Annotated in this window: 16 protein-coding genes; 6 read left to right on the forward strand and 10 right to left on the reverse strand. The window is 45.8% G+C overall.

Going from position 1 to position 19,260, the window contains the following annotated elements; translation table 11 throughout:
* Window positions 1–3: 3 nt before the first annotated feature.
* Window positions 4–2,025 carry a S9 family peptidase gene (locus AC5YB3_RS12925; protein WP_494525458.1) on the reverse strand — a complete coding sequence of 674 codons (2,022 nt, stop codon included), beginning with the start codon at window positions 2,023–2,025 and terminating at the stop codon, window positions 4–6.
* A gap of 294 nt (window positions 2,026–2,319) precedes the next feature.
* Here AC5YB3_RS12925 and AC5YB3_RS12930 point away from each other — a divergent pair, with 294 nt between their 5' ends.
* Window positions 2,320–2,862: a hypothetical protein gene (locus AC5YB3_RS12930; protein ID WP_494525459.1), complete on the forward strand. Its 543-nt coding sequence runs from the start codon at window positions 2,320–2,322 to the stop codon at window positions 2,860–2,862.
* Here AC5YB3_RS12930 and AC5YB3_RS12935 read toward each other — a convergent pair.
* The 3 genes from AC5YB3_RS12935 to trmL form a co-directional block, all read right to left on the reverse strand.
* Window positions 2,859–3,152, reverse strand: a complete 294-nt coding sequence (locus AC5YB3_RS12935) for a hypothetical protein (protein ID WP_494525460.1) — start codon at window positions 3,150–3,152, stop codon at window positions 2,859–2,861. The genes AC5YB3_RS12930 and AC5YB3_RS12935 overlap by 4 nt on opposite strands.
* A 426-nt stretch (window positions 3,153–3,578) precedes the next feature.
* Window positions 3,579–5,549 (reverse strand): hypothetical protein, encoded by a 1,971-nt coding sequence (locus tag AC5YB3_RS12940; RefSeq protein WP_494525461.1) that lies wholly within the window; start codon window positions 5,547–5,549, stop codon window positions 3,579–3,581.
* Between the two features lie 422 nt (window positions 5,550–5,971).
* Entirely contained in the window at window positions 5,972–6,436 is a 465-nt protein-coding gene (gene trmL, locus AC5YB3_RS12945) for a tRNA (uridine(34)/cytosine(34)/5-carboxymethylaminomethyluridine(34)-2'-O)-methyltransferase TrmL (RefSeq protein WP_113940306.1), read from the reverse strand.
* A 160-nt stretch (window positions 6,437–6,596) separates the two neighbouring features.
* Between trmL and AC5YB3_RS12950 the strand changes: the two genes are divergently transcribed.
* The 3 genes from AC5YB3_RS12950 to AC5YB3_RS12960 all read left to right on the forward strand — a co-directional run bounded on the left by AC5YB3_RS12950 (window position 6,597) and on the right by AC5YB3_RS12960 (window position 9,324).
* A complete protein-coding gene (locus tag AC5YB3_RS12950; protein WP_226059943.1) occupies window positions 6,597–7,370 on the forward strand; it encodes a type 2 periplasmic-binding domain-containing protein in 774 nt (257 codons plus the stop codon).
* 126 nt (window positions 7,371–7,496) lie between these two features.
* Window positions 7,497–8,354, forward strand: coding sequence for a DMT family transporter (locus tag AC5YB3_RS12955; RefSeq protein ID WP_107949806.1), 858 nt, complete (start codon window positions 7,497–7,499; stop codon window positions 8,352–8,354).
* 28 nt (window positions 8,355–8,382) lie between these two features.
* On the forward strand, window positions 8,383–9,324 hold the full coding sequence (locus tag AC5YB3_RS12960) for a LysR family transcriptional regulator (protein WP_012090512.1): 942 nt from the start codon (window positions 8,383–8,385) through the stop codon (window positions 9,322–9,324).
* Here the strand turns inward: AC5YB3_RS12960 and AC5YB3_RS12965 are convergent.
* Both AC5YB3_RS12965 and AC5YB3_RS12970 read right to left on the reverse strand, forming a co-directional pair.
* Window positions 9,308–10,189, reverse strand: a complete 882-nt coding sequence (locus AC5YB3_RS12965; RefSeq protein ID WP_494525462.1) for a patatin-like phospholipase family protein — start codon at window positions 10,187–10,189, stop codon at window positions 9,308–9,310. The genes AC5YB3_RS12960 and AC5YB3_RS12965 overlap by 17 nt on opposite strands.
* 77 nt (window positions 10,190–10,266) lie before the next feature.
* Window positions 10,267–11,280 (reverse strand): LysR family transcriptional regulator, encoded by a 1,014-nt coding sequence (locus tag AC5YB3_RS12970; protein ID WP_494525463.1) that lies wholly within the window; start codon window positions 11,278–11,280, stop codon window positions 10,267–10,269.
* 124 nt (window positions 11,281–11,404) lie between these two features.
* Between AC5YB3_RS12970 and AC5YB3_RS12975 the strand changes: the two genes are divergently transcribed.
* Window positions 11,405–13,405 carry a ligand-gated channel protein gene (locus tag AC5YB3_RS12975; protein WP_494525464.1) on the forward strand — a complete coding sequence of 667 codons (2,001 nt, stop codon included), beginning with the start codon at window positions 11,405–11,407 and terminating at the stop codon, window positions 13,403–13,405.
* 84 nt (window positions 13,406–13,489) lie between these two features.
* Here AC5YB3_RS12975 and AC5YB3_RS12980 read toward each other — a convergent pair whose 3' ends face one another.
* Together AC5YB3_RS12980 and AC5YB3_RS12985 are read right to left on the reverse strand one after the other, a co-directional pair.
* On the reverse strand, window positions 13,490–13,747 hold the full coding sequence (locus tag AC5YB3_RS12980; RefSeq protein WP_494525465.1) for a helix-hairpin-helix domain-containing protein: 258 nt from the start codon (window positions 13,745–13,747) through the stop codon (window positions 13,490–13,492).
* Between the two features lie 132 nt (window positions 13,748–13,879).
* A complete protein-coding gene (locus AC5YB3_RS12985) occupies window positions 13,880–15,217 on the reverse strand; it encodes a coproporphyrinogen III oxidase family protein (RefSeq protein WP_012586473.1) in 1,338 nt (445 codons plus the stop codon).
* Window positions 15,218–15,595: 378 nt separating this feature from the next.
* Here AC5YB3_RS12985 and AC5YB3_RS12990 point away from each other — a divergent pair, with 378 nt between their 5' ends.
* Window positions 15,596–16,507: a bile acid:sodium symporter family protein gene (locus tag AC5YB3_RS12990; protein ID WP_220777034.1), complete on the forward strand. Its 912-nt coding sequence runs from the start codon at window positions 15,596–15,598 to the stop codon at window positions 16,505–16,507.
* Window positions 16,508–16,576: 69 nt separating this feature from the next.
* On the opposite strand, the gene AC5YB3_RS12995 is transcribed toward AC5YB3_RS12990, so the two are convergent.
* Window positions 16,577–17,968 (reverse strand): tetratricopeptide repeat protein, encoded by a 1,392-nt coding sequence (locus AC5YB3_RS12995; RefSeq protein WP_494525466.1) that lies wholly within the window; start codon window positions 17,966–17,968, stop codon window positions 16,577–16,579.
* Between the two features lie 372 nt (window positions 17,969–18,340).
* Window positions 18,341–19,231 (reverse strand): hypothetical protein, encoded by an 891-nt coding sequence (locus tag AC5YB3_RS13000; protein ID WP_494525467.1) that lies wholly within the window; start codon window positions 19,229–19,231, stop codon window positions 18,341–18,343.
* Window positions 19,232–19,260 lie beyond the last annotated feature (29 nt).

The following is a 19,260-nucleotide window of genomic DNA, read 5'->3' on the forward strand; positions in this document are numbered from 1 at the left end:
TGTTTAACGCGCGCCAGGTTCGGCAAAGTGGGTCATCCACTTCTTCACTTCGTTATACCAGTAGACTGAGTTATTAGGCTTCATAATCCAATGATTTTCATCGGGGAAATAAATCATCCGCGATTCAACATGTCGACTTTGCAGGGTGTGGAACAGCTCGAACCCTTGGGTCGCCGGCACTAAGTAATCGAGTTGACCATGACTGACTAAGGTTGGAGTGTTGAAGTTAGCCGCAAAGTAATGGGGCGAAATGGCTTTATAGAGTTCTGGATTATCCCAATAGTAGCCAAATCGGGTGCTGTGCACGGCAAAGTCCGACGCCATTTGTGCATACATGTCGTAGACCGCAGCATGGATCAATAGCGCTTTAAAGGGATGCGGCTGACCTAAAATAATCGAGGTCAGGTAACCACCATAACTTGCACCACCCGCCACCATGCGATCACTGTCTATCCAGCTTTGTTGTTTAAACCAGTCTGCCGCCTTGAGCACATCCTCAAGGGGTTTTGTCTTCCAATCGGGATTGATGGAATCGGCAAATTCCTGACCAAAGCCGCTCGAACCGTGGAAGTTTGGCCACGCAGTGACATAACCCCAAGAAGCAAAGGTTTGCGCATTCCAACGGTAATGGAAACCGTCGGTAATGGCATTGTGTGGACCGCCGTGGACGAGCATAAACAATGGGTATTTTTTGCTGCGATCAAATCCTGCGGGGTAGTGGACCCACATTTGAATATCTTTACCTTGATAGCCTTTGTAGGTGACTGATTCATAAGTACCTAGGTCGACATCTTTGAGAATATCGTCGTTAAAGTTTTCTAGGCGTTCAATCTTGCCATTGCGAGGATGGATGCTAACCAAGCGAGCGGGATACAAGAAGCTCTGATTGGTGGCAATCAGTTCGCCATCTTTGCCTATGGCGGGTTGGCTAAAATCGGTTGCCTCTGTGATGGCTTTTACTTTGCCGTTCTTGGCATCGATAGAGTAAATACGGTTTGTGGCTGCGTCCTCCACAGTGGCATAAAAGCCCTTATTGTCGGGTGTCCAACTGAATTGAGAGACAGAACGGTCCCAGTCAGATGTGAGTGTTGTGAGTTTACGGCTGTCGATATCCAGCAGCATCAGCCTTGAGGTATCGGCGTAGAAACCGGGGATTTTTTGGCGGGTAAAGGCGAGCGTTTTACCGTTAGGGCTAAAGCTAGGATTCAGATCCGGCGCTTGATTATCTGCGGTGAGATTTTCGGCCTTGTTGTCTCCAATCGCAGCGAGAAATATATCAATTTTAGGATCGACTTTATTTTCTGAGCCATAGGCATTGAAGGCAATCCAGCGCTCATTGGGGGAAACATCATAGCTTGTACTGCTTTGGTCTGAGCGTGGTAATTCATGGCCCGCAGGCTGGGTGATATTTTCGACATTACCGCCTTTGGCCGGAATTCTAAATACGTGGGCTTGGCGACGTTCATCTAACCAGTGATCAAATTGGGAATAGGGCAAGGCGTTCCATTGATGGGCGGAAACCTTATTGTCTGTATCTGTGGTGAGCTGGGTTTTCATTTCTTCCCAGCTTTGATTAGGGAAGATATTGCTGATGAAATACAGATGCTTGCCAACCCACTTAATGCTGTTAACGCCAGTGGGAATATCGGTTAAGCGCTGCGCTTCACCCGGACCGTCCATCGGCAGCAGGTAAATTTGGCTCGCCTCGTCTTCATTGCGCTTACTCACAAATGCCAAGGTTTTGCCGTCGGGGGAAAACACGGGCTCGCTCACCCTTAAACCTTTGGCTGTGATGGCTCGGTTATGCTTGCCATCGAAATGCCACAGCTGGGTTGAGCCTTTATCGGCTTTTAGATCGTACTCTGTGACTGGCGCGATAATGTGTTCGCCCGTTGGAGATACAATCGGGCTACCGATACGTTTGAGTTGCCAAAGCAATTCTGCTGAGAGTGGTTTGCCCTGTTCTGCAAATGCCGAGCTAAAGGGCATCAGTAAACAGAGTAATAAAATGCCTGTCTTCTTCACTATGAGTCTCCTTATGATACAAACAGTTACTAGGATTATGATGTTGCGTATTTTTGCTAAGTGGCAAGTTAGCATGAAACCCCGTCATGCCTGAATAAGCTGTTATGTAAGCAACTGTGAATCTTTGTTGGGTATCTCAGCTCAAAAGCGGCGGATGTAGGCGCTAAACTGTCAGGCTAACTGCAATACAAAAGCGTTCATTCCGTCGTTAAAGGAATCGTTTGTAATGGGGGATTTGTCGATTGATGCTTTTAACGCTAATGTATTGATCTGTTTCGGGTAGGTGCTAGAGATATGCCGCTTAAAATCGACCGTTTAAACCTTATGCTGGGTCTTGCCATTGTACTGAGCGTGTTTTCGTCCTTCTCAGTCATGGCCGCTAAGGTCAGTTTCAAGGAATTTTGTCCACAATTAGTGGGGCAATGGGCGGGTGATGCTGCCAAGGCGGGGGAGATTCCGAGAAAAGTGGCCGTCACGGGCTTTTGCTCCCACGATCAGCGCCAGTTGACTTTATCTGTGAGTATCGGCACGAGGGCGCCCTTTAGCGAAACTTGGTGGTTTAGGGAACAAGGCGATCAAGTGTTACTGACCTATTACGACGGTGTGGCGGAAGATAAACAGCAAGTCTTTAGTTTATATCGACAAAATGGGGATTATTCCCTGCTAGGGGAAGGCGTTGTTAATGCGCGCTCTGCCTTGATCCAATTGTTGTTCGAGGCAAAATCGCCCCAAGGGGCATGGCAGTGGACGCAAAACATTCAATATTTGGACGACGATATTGATCGCTATCAGCTATTTCGTGGGATAGAGATGACGCCTATCGCGCCATCGAATTAAGCCGCTTCATTGATACCCGAATGAGCTGTTTTGAGTATGTAATGCGACTTATCGTAAATGTTCGGCTCGAAAACTATGCAACTCACTTCGAGACAGAAGGACGCTAAATATAGAAGGGCTAATAACACTAAATGATTTATTGCTTGGTCATTTAATGCAAAGCTCATATTGAATGGCGTCCATGGTATTTGCTCACCGACACGCAGCAAGTCCATCCGTGGATGCTCGACCGCCCCGTCCATGGGGCGGACGGTCGTGTCGCTAATCACCATGGCTCTCCTGTTTAACATCGTTGTAGCCTGTTTGTTTTAAAGAAGATATGTGACTTCTTTTGGGACAAAAGCGTGATTGGTCCTTTGTTCTAGTTTATCTGTTTCGAATTAAAGTTCCTATGGCGAGGTTCATAGCTACTGCCACTAACCAAGTAGTCAATCATTAACAGAAAGCTGGTCAAAACAACGGAATAAACACCTGTATATTTCGCACTCACAACAAAAAAGCTTTTATACTTCCTATGAAACGTTACCAGCATTTCGGTGAGTTTTTATTATTAAAATAAATTGGTGCGGATAAAATTTATCCAATTTTAAGTTTAAAGTGATCACGATTTGCTTGGATGGAAAAACATTGGAACGTTTGAATAGAATCATCTTGTCATTGGAATTTAGTATCATGCCTATGTATAAATATTTACTAATAAACATCCTCCTGGTAGATTATTCTAATCTCGTCTTACGCTTGTTATAAATAACTAGGTCATCTTCTATTTTTAAAATAGCTAAAGTTAATATTTTTAAATAAAGCAAATATGAATTTTCATGTAAGTCAGTTTCAGATGGGTTAGCCTGTGTTCCATGTAAATAGCTATTTCTTAAGTCTAGTCCGTTTGTAAACTCACTCTTATTTAAGTAGTAGTTGAAATATTTTTGTTCAGACTCTGCGAAAAGTGAACTTCGAAAAAACACAATACCTTCCTTGACCATATCCATAACTTCTTCTTGTATGTCAGTAGGGTAGTGATAAAAAGAAGCAACTTCATTTTCGAATATGTCTCTCAATATTAAAACTCTGTTCCAATTGGGAACGTGAATCCAATTGTTTTCATCTATAGAGATATAGTTCTTATCGTTCAGGTAATTAAGGTGTTCATGTTGATATTTTCCATAATTACTAAAGCTTATTTCTTCTTCATTTACCAATAAATCAACAAAATTACGGTATTGTTTATATTTGAATGGTTCAACATAAGTCAAAGGGGTTTGATCTGAAAACAGTAAATAGATTAAAAACTCAACATCTTTATCTTCCTTGTTAATATAAATATATTTATTGAAATTTAAACTTGGAATATCTTTCATTGCCGTAGGGCCAGATGACATTTGTAGAAGTTCAAAATCTATCTGTTTATTTTCAACAAATAATTTATATTGCTTTAATATAGATTCAAACTCAGGTGCAATTGTTCTTACTTTCTCTAAAGCAGAAGCACTGGCTGTTGGGATGGTTAAGTTGACGTTACTTGGTAAGCCATGCAATTCAGGAAAAACATTAATTAAAACAGTCTTTAAAATATCTTCCAATGAATATCCAATGTCTTTCAGCACATTAGAGTATGTGTACATTTGGGCCATAGATGCCATTTCTGATTGATTAAACGCCACACCAAAAACATATTGATTTTTTGACCTAATTCCTAAAGTTCTTTCAAAAACTCCGAGTTGACTCTCTTTACTGGGTAGGGTCATTATATTCTGCTCATCCATGTACTCAAAAAGTGTTTTGAAGTTTCTATATAGAATATATGGGCCACAATTTTCTTTAATGTAATCTAAACTATATTCGTAGTGAACTATACCCTGCTCAATCCTAGCATGCTTAACTTTAGGTGTATTTTCTGGATAACTGATAGCTACTCCGTATTTAAATAATGAGTTAGAACCGTTGTCGAAAAACTCTTTAATATTCTCTTGATATTTCCTCTTGGCCGCCAACTTAGTTTTATCAGAGATACGGAGATCACTATGCTTTTTTGCATTTTGAATTATCGGCAGGTAATTAGTATTGCAATGCTCTGATTCGATGTACGAAGAAATTATATTTTCTTTGTCTTGAATAGTTAGAGAGCTAGGGAGATACAGCTGGTCTTTATTAAAAATATCTTCAACTTCATAAATAGATAAAAGTAACTCTGCACTTTGCGGGTTGCTCTTTAAATACTCACAGATAACAAGGTTATACTTATTAACCAAGTTCTTGTGACTCAACAAGTTTCTGATTTGATGGGGCACTTCCTCTAGAGCCCTTTCTATTTGAGATGAAGATATTTTTTTAGATTGTTGGTAATTATTTATTAATTCCCAGAAACTGCCATAGTAGTTGTAAGATATACTTGTAAAATAGGGGAGAAAGTTACCATCATCAATATTGGTTATGAATTTTCTGACTATATCCTTAAAAGTATTAGCTTTCGCTTTGTATTTTGCAATGTGTGCATGCGACCAACTTTTAAGGTGTATAGCGTTATCGAAGAACAGCGATATATTGTACAACTCAAGTATATCGTTTATGTCTTCGATATCTTCCGCTAATTCGCTATTCAATAGCGATTCTGCTTTTGATAAATAGTGACCACTCGACATGTCATGTATTGAGTGGAATACCACTCTATCTCTATCAGGCTTGTTCATAACCAAAAATGATCACATAATTTCGTATCACAATTTTTATTAATCTATAGATTTTATACATGTATTACAAACATTTATTAGCATATCCACTTTGTGTTCTGCTCCAGTGACAGTGGACACTTTGTAGCTATACAATAATTTGGTCAACTGACTCTGTGCAACAAGGAGGCGAAAGGCATCTCAGGCACGTTTCGGGGCAAAAGCTTTTAGCCGGATGAGCTGTTCAATAGTCGTTAAGATTGGCATTGTTGCAACTGTGACCGTTGGCAGTATGTCATTGGGAAAGCAATGACAATTAACGCGTCATGCGCGTCACTAAACTGTCTTGCTTTCGGGCTGAATTGAGTTAACGCAATCTTTCGGGGTTGATTGGAAAATTGGCTGGTTAAGTCCAGCCTAATCTAAATCAGTATTCCTAGGTATTAAATTGCGCCTTCAAACCCAAGCTGACGCCAGGCTTCATAGCTGATAATCGCCACTGCATTGGAGAGATTGAGGCTACGGCTAGTGGCCGCCATCGGAATGCGCAGTCTCTGCTCGGTCGGGATAGATTCGATAATCGCCATCGGCAAGCCGCGGGTTTCAGGGCCAAATAGCAGCACATCATCTTTCGCAAAACTGAGTTCAGTATGCGGGCGACTGCCTTTAGTGGTGCAGGCCATTATGCGCTTGCCTGCCATAGCTTCGAGGAAGGCATCGAAGTCTTTGTGGCGAGTCACATTGGTTAAGTCGGCATAATCTAAACCAGCGCGGCGTAACTTTTTCTCTTCTAGATCAAAACCTAATGGCTCAATCAAATGCAGCTGACAACCGTTGTTGGCGCATAAGCGAATGATATTACCTGTGTTAGGTGCGATTTCTGGCTCATAGAGTGCGATATGGAACATACTGGCCCGCCTATAGAAAAATGACGGCTGATTATACGGCAAACGGCAGCTAAGCGCAGTGACAGAGTGATGCTTTATCACGTTCTCATCTGGATGCGAGGAATGAACGCCACAATCGTTGTCCTCTGCTAAGCTTGAGAAAGCCACCGAGGGACCACTCATGTTCAGTCACTTTATTACCTTGTGTATTTTTTCTGTGCTTTTCCTTCACAGCATTTTCACCCCAGCCTATGCCGCGGATGATGCTGTCATTAATGCTGGCGGCAAGCGGCAGATGACGGCTTATTTAGGGGAGATCCCTGGATTAATTAATGCCGATGGCACAGGGCCATTTGTGGAACTGGTTAAAGCAATTGATAGGGCAGATCCTGAGGTTGAAATTGAGATTAAGGTTTTCCCGCTTTCACGGGCGATGCTAGGCGTGACGCTTGGTCGTGCTGATTTTGGTTTGCCCGCCATCCGTAATAATGCCGCGTTAGATGCCTTACCTTACCGTTTTAGTTCTGTTTCATTTGGGCAAGTCACCCACGTGCTTTATACCAATGTGGATAAGCCGATAACGAAGGCCATGTTATTTGATCAGCAGCAAACGGGGCGCGTATTTACCGTGGAGGCGATCCCAGATTACATGCCTATCCCTGCGGAACCTTCGATAACCATTAAACGTTCTTTGCTAAAACTTTCCCATGGCCGTATCGATGCTTTCGTTTGGGCGCAGGAAGAGGCCGATATGATGCTGAAACAGTTGAAGTTGCATAATATCCACCGTGAAGACTTTGGCGATTTTGAAGATGTGTTTGTGATTGCCAAGGGCCCCGAAGGGGATGCCGTGGACGCATATTTGACTCGCATGATTGAATTACTGCGGCAGACTGGAGAATTAAGCCAGATTTATCAAACTATCCATCTGTCCTACAATGACTGGCAACCTTAGTTTTTAAATCAAACAGTTAACCTAATTAACTCCCGCCGATAATGAGATATTCATAAACTTCACTTGCTAGGAGTGAAGACTGAGAATAATATATCTTCATATCAAGATACTTTTTGAAGAGTTATTATGCCTTTTGTAATCGCCTTACTCGCCCCTGTATTTTGGGGGACGACCTATGCGTTAGTGAGTCTCTACTTACATGATATGTCGCCCTATTGGGTGGCCGTGTGGCGCGCGCTGCCTGCGGGAATTCTGATGTTGATGCTGCGTCCTCGTTTGCCAACGCTGGTGTGGTCAAAGCTTGGTTTGCTGGCTTTTTGTAATATCGGTGCCTTCTTCACCTTGTTATTTATCGGCGCGTATCGTTTGCCGGGCGCAGTGGCGGGGACATTAGGGGCGACGCTGCCGTTAATTTTCTTAATCTTAGCTTGGGTGATTGATAAAAAACGCCCTGGGATGAAGTGGTTACTATTAGGCTTAATGGGCCTTGGCGGGGTGATTTTACTGCTTAACCCGTCGGCGGATCTCGATCCTATCGGCGTGTTGTGCATGTTGAGCGCCACGACCTTGATTGCTTTCTCTTCTCGCTGGATGCAAAAGTGGGATGTGGGTGACTTTTTAGTGCTCACCGCCTGGCAGCTGTTTTTGGGTGGTTTGATGTTAATCCCGCTAGCGTGGTTTATGGCGGGCCCGCCGCAATTACCGAGCCTGACAGTGGTGCCGTCGTTACTATGGTTAGTGATTGCCAACACCGCCATCGCTTATTGGGCTTGGCTGTGGTCGATGCGAAATTTAGGACCAGAAATCATGGGCATGGTCGCTTTAGTCAATCCCGTGGTTGCCGTATCATTAGGGGTTATGATCGTGGGTGAGACCTTAGATATGCGTCAGTGGGCGGGGATAGGTGTGATATTACTGTCGCTGTTATTGATGAAATTGCCACAGAATTTAAGGTTAAACCCATTTAAAAAAGTGCAGCCCTAGTCAGTATTTTGGGGTAAATGAGGGATAGATGCTAAAACGTTTGGATCTGAATTTACTACCCGTACTGGAAATCCTGCTTGAGGAACAAAGTGTGACGGCCGCTGCGGCGCGTTTGCATTTGAGCCAGTCGGCGGTGAGTAAACAACTGACGCGCTTGAGGGAAGTGTTTGATGATCCTCTGTTTGAGCGCACCGCCTACGGCCTAAAACCGACGCCTAAAGCTTTGTCGCTCGCGCCGGAGTTGCGCCAATGTTTACAGCAATTGGCGCAATTTACCCGGCCCGATACCTTTGAGCCCGCCTTAAGTCAGCGGCAGTTTAGAATGCATTTGGTTGAGACCACATACTCGCTCACTTTTCCGCATTTTATGCCCTCGCTGCTCGCCCAAGCGCCCGGTGTTAGTCTCAATTGCCAAACTTGGCGGCTCGATACTATGGACAGATTACTGCGCTGCGACATCGACTTAGCCATAGGTTGCCGCGAGTGGGACGAGCGTTCGCCTATGCATGTGAATCATATTCCCGATGACTTGTGCCATGTCGAGTTAGTGCAGGATTATACTGTGTGCTTGATGCGCCGCGATCATCCGGCGTTAGCACAAGAGTGGAATTTAGACACCTTCTTGAGCTATCGCCATCTGCAAGTGGCTTTTGGTGGCATAGAGCATTGGTTGCTGGATGATGTGCTGCAACTTGAGGGCCGTCAGCGCGATATCGCCGTGAACATGACCGACTTTCAGAGTGCTATGGCCCTGTGTGAACAAAGCGATTTAATTCTTTGCGCGCCGTCCCGTTATGCCTTTGCTGTGATGAAATCCTTCGAGCTTCAGTCTTTACCATCTCCTATCAAGCTGATCCCTGGCGCGTATTTATTGATGTGGCATAAACACTTCGAGCATGACTTGAGCCATAAATGGCTACGTGAGTTGATCATAAGCCAAGTGCTGCCGTCGATTACGCCTCGGGTTTAGGCTCTTTTGACGCCGTTAACCAAGCGGTTAATGTGGGTAAGACTGCTTTTCCATCCGCTAGCCCTTGTTGATAGACGGCGGTCACTTTATCGATATTGCGATCGAGCCTGGATAAATTAAGCGGCAGTGCTGGGCGGATCACAAAGGCGATATTCGCTGCAACGGCTTGGTCTAACTCGGCTAATGCTTGATTATAAACTCGGTGGCGCTCACTTAACGCATGGGCAACTGCGGGGTAGCGTTTATAGGCTTTATGAGCTAACCAATTAATTTTCATCGCGGATTTTTGGTAATGCTGATCTTGAGTCAAGATCACCACTTGGCGTGCATAACCATCTTTGCGTGATTGCGCTAACGGTATCGGTTCGCCGATGCCGCCATCGAGATAATGGTGTTGGTTAATCACGCTGGGTTTAGACATAAAAGGCAGGCTAGAGGAGGCGATGAGCACGTCGAGTAATTTATCGTGGTCATTAAAATCGGCCATACCGAAGTAATCGGTTTTCCCTGTATTGCAGTTAAAGGCGCCGACCTTAAATTCGGTATGACTATTTAAAAATGTATCAAAATCAAATGGCAGTAACTCATAGGCCATGCGGCGATAGGTAAAGTCGGTATTGACATAGTTGCCTGTTGCCAACCAATGGCGCAGGCCCATATAGCGTTTATCGTTGAGATATTGCTGCTGAATTTGAAGATTACGCCCAAATTGGCGGGACACATAGGACGCGGGATAAATGGCACCCGCAGACACCCCAATCACATAGCTGAAGTTGAGCGACTGCTGCAAAAACGCGTCTAACACACCTGCGGTATAAATGGCTCTGAGGCCGCCACCTTCCAACACTAAGGCCACATCTTTCATCGAGTTACATCTTTTTATCGGTTCATCCCAGCAGAATACCCCAGCTTAGCGCAGAAATGAATGCGCAAAAGGCACACTTAAGATGCGTGATCGACGTTGGTGTGATGGGACGCTTGCTTGGGCTTTATGGGTAAAATATTGGTCACGCAATCCTTTGTGCCACCATTTTGAACAGGCTGTTTAGATTGAACGGCAGGGTTAAAATTCGCCTGACTGAAGTATTGGCTAAGCGTATTGAGCGCTTCTTTCACTTTCGCGGGCTGCTTATCCCGCGCTGAAGTGACGCTATAAACGCTGTAGGTATTGAGTGACCACTCGGGTAAGAGGGTGACAAGCTGGCCGCTTTCGAGATATTTGTGCACTTCAGGTTCGGGCAGGGCGGCAAACCCGAGACCATCGAGAGTGAGTTGGATTAATGCCTGCATATTGTTGACGGTAATGCGCTGACTTGTCAGCTCGAAGCACTCTTGGCTGCGGGCATGGGTCAAGGTTTCACTGTTAGCGCAGGGGTGATTAATGCGATTAAAGGCCGCCAATTCAGCGGGATGCTTAAAAATTTTGTGCATTGGCAAATAATCGGGTGAGGCGCACAGCAACATGCGCCAATCGGCTAAGTGGCGGGCAATTAAGTTGGAATCGGATAAAGGCCCGATGCAAATCGCCAGATCTATGCCCTCGTTGACTATATCTATCGGGCCATCCTGCAGCAGTAAATTCAAACTTATCTGCGGATGCGCCGCCAACAGGTAGTTAAAGGGCTCGCTCAATAGGCCGCCGCCAAAACCTATGGGCGCGGCAATCTTTAATTCCCCCGAAGGAATCCCTTTCAAATTATTGAGTTTCTGCTCTGTGCTTTCGACTATCGCGATGACTTTTCGGCAATTCTCATAGAACAAGCTGCCCGCTTCTGTGAGGGTAAGATTGCGAGTATTGCGATGGAATAGACTGATCCCCATGTCCATTTCGAGCTTAGTCACTTGTTGACTCACCGCCGAGGAGCTGAGGTTTAACTGCTGCGCTGCGGCACTCATTGAGCCCTTTTCTGCGATTGCCGCAAAAACGATCATGCCTTTGATCATGTTTTTATTCATTTTTAAGTAACTCTTACAAGTGAATACCTAAAGTCTAACTTGAGCTGATTGTAACATAGGGATACATTGCCGTATTGAAAATTGTTCTCATTTACAATCTGTACCCAATGGAGACTTGTCGGTTATGTTGTTAAGTCGTAAGAAGTACCTTGCTCAAGTGATCACCGCTTTATGTTTGTTGCCCGCAGTACCTGTGACAAATGTCCTTGCGGATACCGCGCCTGATAAAGAAAAGATGATGGAAAGAATCGTAGTGACCGCATCGGGATTTGAACAACAAATTCGCGACGCGCCCGCATCTATCAGTGTGATCACCCGTGAGGATCTGGATAACCGCTTCTATCGCGACTTAACCGATGCCATGTTAGAAGTCCCCGGTGTGGTGATTACCGGCGGCGCCGACCGTCAGGACATCAGCCTGCGGGGCATGGGCAGCCAATACACGTTAATTTTAGTGGATGGTAAACGCCAATCTTCGCGCGAGACACGTACTAACAGCGACGGTCCAGGTGTTGAAGGCGCTTGGACGCCACCATTGGCGGCCATCGACAGAATTGAAATTGTTCGCGGGCCTATGTCATCACTTTATGGTTCGGATGCCATTGGCGGCGTGATCAACATTATCACCCGTAAAGTGCCGAATGAGTGGCAGGGTGAAGTGCGACTCGACACAACATTGCAGGAAAAGTCGACCTCAGGAAATGTGTACCAGAGTAACTTTTTCGTCAACGGTGGTTTGATTAAAGATCTGCTGGGGATGCAACTGTACGGTCAATATACTCAGCGTGAAGAAGATAATATCTACGGCGGTTACCGTGGCCGTGATGCGACGAATCTGACCGCGCGTTTTGCGCTCACCCCCAATGAAAACCACGACATCATGCTCGAAGTTGGGGTGTCAAACCAAGAACTCGACAGCAGCTTAGGCAAAACCGTTACACCGCTGGCACCGGGCGAAGCCTGTGGTCGTCGCGGTTGTCCTCAATCTTCAACGACAGAATACGAAAACAGCACCATTTCGCTTTCACACACAGGGCGTTGGGACTTTGGTACCTCGGATTCTTATATCAAGCATGAGGTTTTTGATAACAAAACCCGCAAGATGAAGATCACTAACACGGATGTGCAATCTAGCCTGATCACCACCTTAGGCCAAAGCCATACGGCGACTTTTGGTGCGGCATTTAACCATCAAGATTTAACCGACGAAACCGGTAATCAGGTTAGCAACTTAACCGATATCAGCCGCAGACAATGGTCGGTATTTTCTGAGGATGAATGGCGCATAGTCGATAACTTTGCCCTGACCATGGGGCTGCGTTTGGATGACGATGAAAACTTTGGTCACCATGTCAGCCCGCGTGTTTACGGCGTGTGGGGATTAACGGACAGCACCACCTTAAAGGGCGGCGTGTCGACGGGCTTTAGGGCGCCGAGTTTGCGCCAGACAGTGCCCGATTGGGGACAAGTCAGCCGTGGCGGCAACATGTACGGTAATCCAGATTTACAACCCGAAACCTCAGTGAACTATGAGTTAGGTGTGTATTCGGATCTGACCGAGAGCATTACCGCCAGTGCGGGTGTGTTCTATAACGAGTTTAAAGACAAGATCACCCGCGTGGCCTGTCCTGCGACTCAATGTACCGATGGTCCCAATCAATTTGGTTCCGACCCAACCACTTATGTGAATATTGACGATGCTGTGACCCAAGGTATTGAGCTGAGTATCGACTATCGGATTCGCTCAAACCTGAGCTTAACGGGTAACTACACTTACACGGATTCAGAGCAAAAGACGGGGGCTTACAAAGGCAGCCCATTGAATCAATTGCCTAAGCATTTGATCCAAGCGTCGTTCAACTACGAGCCTATTGATAACTTAAGCACTTGGTTGAGAGTGAACTACCGTGGCGAAGAGAGCCAACCGACGACGGGACCGTCGTCGAGCAGTTTTATCGCACCTTCTTATACTCTGCTGGATTTAGGGGCTAACTATCAGTTGAACGATAGCCTGAAATTTAGCGCGGGAATTTATAACGCCTTCGATAAGGACATTACCCAAGAGGAATACGGTTATCTTGAAGATGGTCGCCGTTATTGGTTAGGTATGACCTACAGTTTTTAAGCCGATATCTTATTGCTAACACTGAAACGAAAGCCAGAGCATTGACTCTGGCTTTTTGTTAGTTGTATTCATCAATAGGAATGACTATTCGTTTGCTAGCGGGTGGGCGCGGGCGAGTTCGATGGCCGCGCCTATGGCGTTTCGCGCTTGTGGGCTGTTTTTCCAGCACGTGGTGCGCAGCATGCTGGCGACTAAGTTTGCGATATCATCCACTTCGTGTTGTGCCAGTTGTGCCAGTTGTTGCAGTGAACTGATACCAATTTCTTCGAAGCGCTTTATCACAGTGGGGCCAACGCCTTTGAGTGCCAATAAGGCGTGTTTTTCTTGTTCATTAAAACCCATAACGAATACTCCTTTATTGTTGGGATTGTGCTCAATTAATAGCACTGGGCAAGACTACCTTTAAACCGAGTTAACAAAAAGGCCCTCGAAGGGCCTGTTTAGTCTTTATGGATCAACAATCATCCGTAAGTGTTACATATCACAGGGTTTGAGCGGTTTACGTAACTGGGCGCGCACATTGTCCATGCCTGAATAAAACTCTTTCATCATCAAGAGACCCATCATCTTACCGTTGTCGGTCACAATCAGATTGTCGGGATCCCTTGGGTCATTCTTGATCGCACCAATTAACTTCATCGACGTCATTTCTTTAAACAAGGCGGTATCTAAGTTGACGCCAAAGGTTTCGCGGAAATATTTACGTGATAAACGGCCGGAGAACATGCCCAGCAAGAAGCGGTATTGCATCACGTCTTTTTTGCTGTAGTTCTTTTGCTGCTCGACACCCATGTGGCCGGCGGCAATGCGTTCTTGGTACTTGCGCAACGAGAAAGTGTTTACATATAGGGTATCATTCAAGAAGCTGAATGAGCCTGAACCTACGCCTAAATACTCGTCGTAATCGATAACGTATTCGTCAAATCCTTCGTCATCGGTTTTACCAAATGCCCATGCAGACAATTGATTATATTGGCCATTCAGGCTGTTTAAGATCTGGCGATATTGGTTGGCCATATCCGCCTGCGGAGCCGCTAACTTGCCTTTTACACTCTTGCGAGTCTGGTGGGTGATCATCAGCGGATAAGTGGTAATTTGTCTTGGATCTAAACGCGATGCCATGTCGAGATCGTGTTGGATCACTTCATCGGTTTGGCCGCGGAAACCAAAAATCAGATCGACGTTGATAATTGGGAACAACTCTTTGGCGCCCATGATCTTGTCGAAGGTTTGTTGACCCGTACCGAACTTATCGAGTCGGTCGGTCATTTTTAAAATATCGTCATTAAAGCTTTGCACGCCGATGGACATGCGATCCACTAGGCCTTTGAGTTGCTTAAAGCCAGGGCTATCTAAATGCTGCGGATCGGACTCGCAGGAGACTTCTTTAATGCTCGGGAATAGGGTTTTCGCGTGTTCGATAGTACGGGCTAATTCATCTTCTAATACTGTGGTGGTGCCGCCGCCAATGTACATAGATTCAAAGTCATAGCCGAGGGCTTTGACCATTTCCATCTCTTTACGCAATGAGATGAAATAGGCGCGTGCCTTGTCTTCCTTGAACATGAAACGGTGGAAGGTGCAGTAAGAACACAGGGTATGGCAGAAGGGGATATGCGCGTACAGCATATACTTTTTGCCTTCTACGGGCGCTGGCATCATTTCTGCGGAAAGGGTATCGAGGCGAAGATTCTTATCGACGTAGTACTGCATGACTCGTTCCATCGAGCCGAGCATCCAGTTAGGGACGGTAATATTCGCTTGATAAGGCGTTGCGATAGCGCCGCTGAGCGTTTGGATAACTGAAGACATAACGATTCCTATCTGTGAGTGCTAACCGTAAACACCGAAATTGCTTTAGGTAATTCACGACCACCTAGCGCAATAAGACTACATCGTATGTAATTGTTAAAACGTGAACTGGTTATAAGTTACGGTTTCCTAACAAGGAAATCACGGGCTTTTTGTTAAGCAGATCATGTTTTAGCGATCAGGAATGCATTTTTATCCTGCGCTTTGGGGCGGAATCTACTGTGAATTTGGGGAGTTAACTTAAGGTGTCAGTCGAAATGTGGAGATTGAAAAATCACCATTCTAGGCTTTATTGCTGGTGGATTAGCGCTTGTCTATCCAATGCTCGACTGTCATCATCCGAGCGATAAAATAACCTCATGATCTAAAGGGCTAGCTATGTTGGTAAACGTAAACCGCTTCTTCCCGCTGTTGGCACTCATAGGCGCTGTGACCGCTTATTTAATGCCGAGTTGGTTTACTGAGCTTAAATCCGCCATAGTGCCGCTGTTAGTGATCATCATGCTCTCTATGGGACTCACCTTAGATCTGCAGGATTTTGCTAATGCATTCAAACAAAAACGCGCCGTGCTGACTGGGTTGATACTGCAATTTTCGGTCATGCCGCTCAGCGCATTATTGATCAGCCAGTTATTAGGATTAGATAGGGAACTCACCATCGGCATGGTGTTGGTGGGCAGTGTTGCAGGTGGCACTGCCTCAAACGTAGTCTGTTATTTGGCAAAAGGCGATGTGGCTTTATCGATAACCATGACGGCACTGTCGACCTTAGCGGGCGTAGTATTAACGCCACTGATTATTAAGCTGTTGATTGGCGAGATGATTGATATTCCCTTCGCCGACATGCTACTGAGCTTAGTGAAAATCGTGCTGTTCCCCGTTAGCGCAGGCGTGATCATAAATCATTTCTTTAAATCGCTGGTGGCCAAAGTCGCTCCCGCATTGCCGTTGATTTCAATCTTGGCAATCGTCATGGCGATTACCATTATCGTGGCGTTAAATGCCAATCAGTTTGATAAAGTTGGTCCCATTATTTTGCTGGCAGTGTTCTTACATAATGGTTTTGGCCTCGCTTTAGGCTACTTTTGCTGCCGTTTATTAGGCTTTAACCATACCGTCTGTAAAACCATTTCCATCGAAGTCGGCCTACAAAACTCTGGCCTCGCTACGGCTTTGTGTATCAAGTTTTTTAGCCCTATTTCTGCCATACCCAGCGCGATATTCTCGATATGGCATAACCTATCAGGCGCCATGTTAGCGGGATATTGGGCGAGGGAATCGCAAGATTAAGATGTTGCTGGCGAAAATAGACAATACCTGTGGCCTAGCAAGCGCGGCCACAGGCTTAGATTGCTGTGACTAATTAACCGGTAATGGGGTCTCGACGGGCATGAGTGTCAGCTGCAAGATATTTTCTTGCTGGCTTAATGCCAGTGGCAGGGTGTAGTTGGGAAAGCGCAATCCGAATACGGCACCTTGTTGTAACAAGCGATACAGCTGATCTGTCATGGCAATCGTTAAGCTGGCACAACCATGCTCGTCGACTCTGCCTTCAAGTGGTAAAGCGATTTTGTCGGCTAAGGTTAGATACGCCGCCATACGCCAGTGCGAGTTTTCTCCAATATTGTATGTGCTGCCATGCAATTGGTTGTAGCCTAAACCACAGGCTTGCAAGCTTAATTGGGTTTTGGCCGCTGTTGGTAGCGAAATAGTCTGTTGCCGCTGCTGTGCCAGAAACGTGCCCCACGCCAGCCGATTTATAACTGAGTCCAGTGAGATGGGAACATACTGATCTTGCTGTTTTAATGCATTAAAGCGGGCAATGCCTTGTTCTAATTTAGTGAGATCGTCTTCATATTCCAGTTGTGACTTAAGCAGTTCATAAGCGGGAGCCTTCGCTTGTTCCATGCCGGCTAACGCCGCTTTCTCGTAGTATGCCAGTGCTTGCACTTTATCGGCTTCTGCGCCCAAACCGCGCTCTTCCATGCTGCCTAAATGATAGTTAGCAATGGCAACTTGACGCTTAGCACCTTGTAAAAATGCGGTTTTTGCGCCGCTGTAGTCATTTTCATTCAACAGTAGGGCGCCGTAGTTTGTCCACGCCGTACCGTCATCTGCTGCCATACCCAATTCCAGCCACTTTATGGCTTGCTGGCGTAACTGCGGGAGGTCGAGACTTTCTCTTTCACTGCCGACACTTTGCATCGCCATTAAGTAAGCGCGCAGATACTCGCGTGAGGCACTATCCAAGTAAAGGTTATCTGGTTGAAGTTCAAAGGCTTGCCCAAAGTAACTCCCCGCTCGCTGCGCCGCTGCGATTGCTTTTGTCAGATAGAACCTTGAGCTGGGATCTGCCGGACTGTGTGCTCGTCCTAGGTTATATAAGGTCGGTAGCTTAAGACCCCGCGCCAGCGCTTCTTCTAAAAATGGGATGGCCTGCGTTTTTCGACCATTATCCAGCGCCATACTGCCTAGATTATGGCTGGCACGGGCCGAACCTAAGGCTCTGGCTTGTTCATAGTATTGGCTGGCGGTGGCATTGTCTTGCGTGACGCCACGGCCGAGATGGTAGGCTTTACCCAGTAGAAATAACGCATCAGCATTGTTTTCTGCGGCTTGCTGCTGTGCTTGTTGTAAGAAAGCGTTGTATTGTTGTTGCTCAAATAACTGTTCCAGCGCGGATTTTTCCGCCGTTGCTGCAAAGCTTAGGGTCAGCAGTAATAGGAGAGTCGCAATCGTGAATATCTTCATAACATCCTTGTAGTTAAGCGGGTACTTGCAAGCGGTAGTGCTAGTGAAGTTGGCTAACATAGTGGCTTGTTATGCTACAAGCAAGCCCTGCGGTTTGCCACTGTGTTATGACTGGCGGATGAATTGCAGCGGTAGCACTGCCGTGACTATTGTGTGGCATTGCCAGTTTGAAGGGATCTACCTACTATTTTCTTATTACCTAGTTTACCTGCCCCAATAGCCGTTTTGCGGCTTTATACTGCGTTCAAGGCTTTCGACAGAGCATCACTATGCCTTCAAGCCTTCGCCTTGTCTAAAGCGCGTTGAACTCCCGCTGAATGAACAGATATTTAATACGATTGGTATTAGTGTTAACGACGCTGATTTGTGTCGTTATTGACTGCAAAAATTGGGTGTTGATGCATAGATAAAAGCAGTTTTAGTAAGTGAGCTCGTTGAGTTCCATGCACTCAGTTGCGTCATAGCGTCGAAAGCCAGCTTGGCTCTTTGCACGACTTTGGCGGTGTAATTGCTATTGGGATCTTTATACTTAAAGGACACTTCGGCAATCACGGGTTGCTGCGAGGCACTTGGGGAGCTGGTGTACCACAGCGTGAGTTCGAGTGAGGCATCTATGCTACCTAAATCGATTTCACTGCCTTCAAACACATATTCGTTAATCGTAAGGCCACCGACTTTGGCGAGTGTGAGATTGCTACTTAAACCGTAAGCGTCGGCAAAGCCTGAAAAGTGACTATTTACATCGGCCATATCATTTAAGGTACGAGTGTTTGGCGTGGTGGTTGAATGGCTATATACAATGCGGATGCCATTATTGATATCGGTACTGATGTCGGCTTCGAGTTTAGTGTCGGCTTGATTATCGGGTGAGCTGAGATCTTCAAAGTCAGCAATAAATCGATCAGGGCTGCGAAATTTCAGGGTTACTTCACTTTTGCCATCGCTCGTTCGGTCACGAAAAATGTAACCTAACTGCTTTAGCTGACAACTGGTTGGGGTGTCATAGAAGGCTACTTGACGCGCTTTGGTTAATGCCCAAGAGCCTGTGATATTACGACTGATAGCGTTGCTAATGACTTGTTTAGCATCCGTTAGATAGTTATTGGCGGTTGTACTTTGAGTGGCGTAATTAAAGTGGCTTGGGTCGAGCAGTAACTTATATTCCCTTGATGTTTCAACAGGATTTGCTTGTGCCGCATATGAGGCGAGCAGGGCAGTTGAGGCTAACGTGAATGACATCATCGCATGTGAAGCTGTTTTCATCGGTTAATCCTTAAGTGATGTGCTGATGC

The sequence above is a fragment of the Shewanella sp. 1311 genome (assembly GCF_059338235.1).

Excerpts from the sequence above, each read along its gene's own strand:
- AC5YB3_RS12940 (WP_494525461.1), bottom strand. The coding sequence starts at position 5,549 with ATGAACAAGCCTGATAGAGATAGAGTGGTATTCCACTCAATACATGAC.
- AC5YB3_RS12955 (WP_107949806.1), top strand. The coding sequence starts at position 7,497 with ATGCCTTTTGTAATCGCCTTACTCGCCCCTGTATTTTGGGGGACGACC.
- AC5YB3_RS12965 (WP_494525462.1), bottom strand. The coding sequence starts at position 10,189 with ATGAAAGATGTGGCCTTAGTGTTGGAAGGTGGCGGCCTCAGAGCCATT.
- AC5YB3_RS12950 (WP_226059943.1), top strand. The coding sequence starts at position 6,597 with ATGTTCAGTCACTTTATTACCTTGTGTATTTTTTCTGTGCTTTTCCTT.
- AC5YB3_RS13000 (WP_494525467.1), bottom strand. The coding sequence starts at position 19,231 with ATGAAAACAGCTTCACATGCGATGATGTCATTCACGTTAGCCTCAACT.
- AC5YB3_RS12980 (WP_494525465.1), bottom strand. The coding sequence starts at position 13,747 with ATGGGTTTTAATGAACAAGAAAAACACGCCTTATTGGCACTCAAAGGC.
- AC5YB3_RS12975 (WP_494525464.1), top strand. The coding sequence starts at position 11,405 with ATGTTGTTAAGTCGTAAGAAGTACCTTGCTCAAGTGATCACCGCTTTA.
- trmL (WP_113940306.1), bottom strand. The coding sequence starts at position 6,436 with ATGTTCCATATCGCACTCTATGAGCCAGAAATCGCACCTAACACAGGT.
- AC5YB3_RS12960 (WP_012090512.1), top strand. The coding sequence starts at position 8,383 with ATGCTAAAACGTTTGGATCTGAATTTACTACCCGTACTGGAAATCCTG.
- AC5YB3_RS12935 (WP_494525460.1), bottom strand. The coding sequence starts at position 3,152 with ATGTTAAACAGGAGAGCCATGGTGATTAGCGACACGACCGTCCGCCCC.
- AC5YB3_RS12985 (WP_012586473.1), bottom strand. The coding sequence starts at position 15,217 with ATGTCTTCAGTTATCCAAACGCTCAGCGGCGCTATCGCAACGCCTTAT.
- AC5YB3_RS12995 (WP_494525466.1), bottom strand. The coding sequence starts at position 17,968 with ATGAAGATATTCACGATTGCGACTCTCCTATTACTGCTGACCCTAAGC.
- AC5YB3_RS12970 (WP_494525463.1), bottom strand. The coding sequence starts at position 11,280 with ATGAATAAAAACATGATCAAAGGCATGATCGTTTTTGCGGCAATCGCA.
- AC5YB3_RS12930 (WP_494525459.1), top strand. The coding sequence starts at position 2,320 with ATGCCGCTTAAAATCGACCGTTTAAACCTTATGCTGGGTCTTGCCATT.
- AC5YB3_RS12990 (WP_220777034.1), top strand. The coding sequence starts at position 15,596 with ATGTTGGTAAACGTAAACCGCTTCTTCCCGCTGTTGGCACTCATAGGC.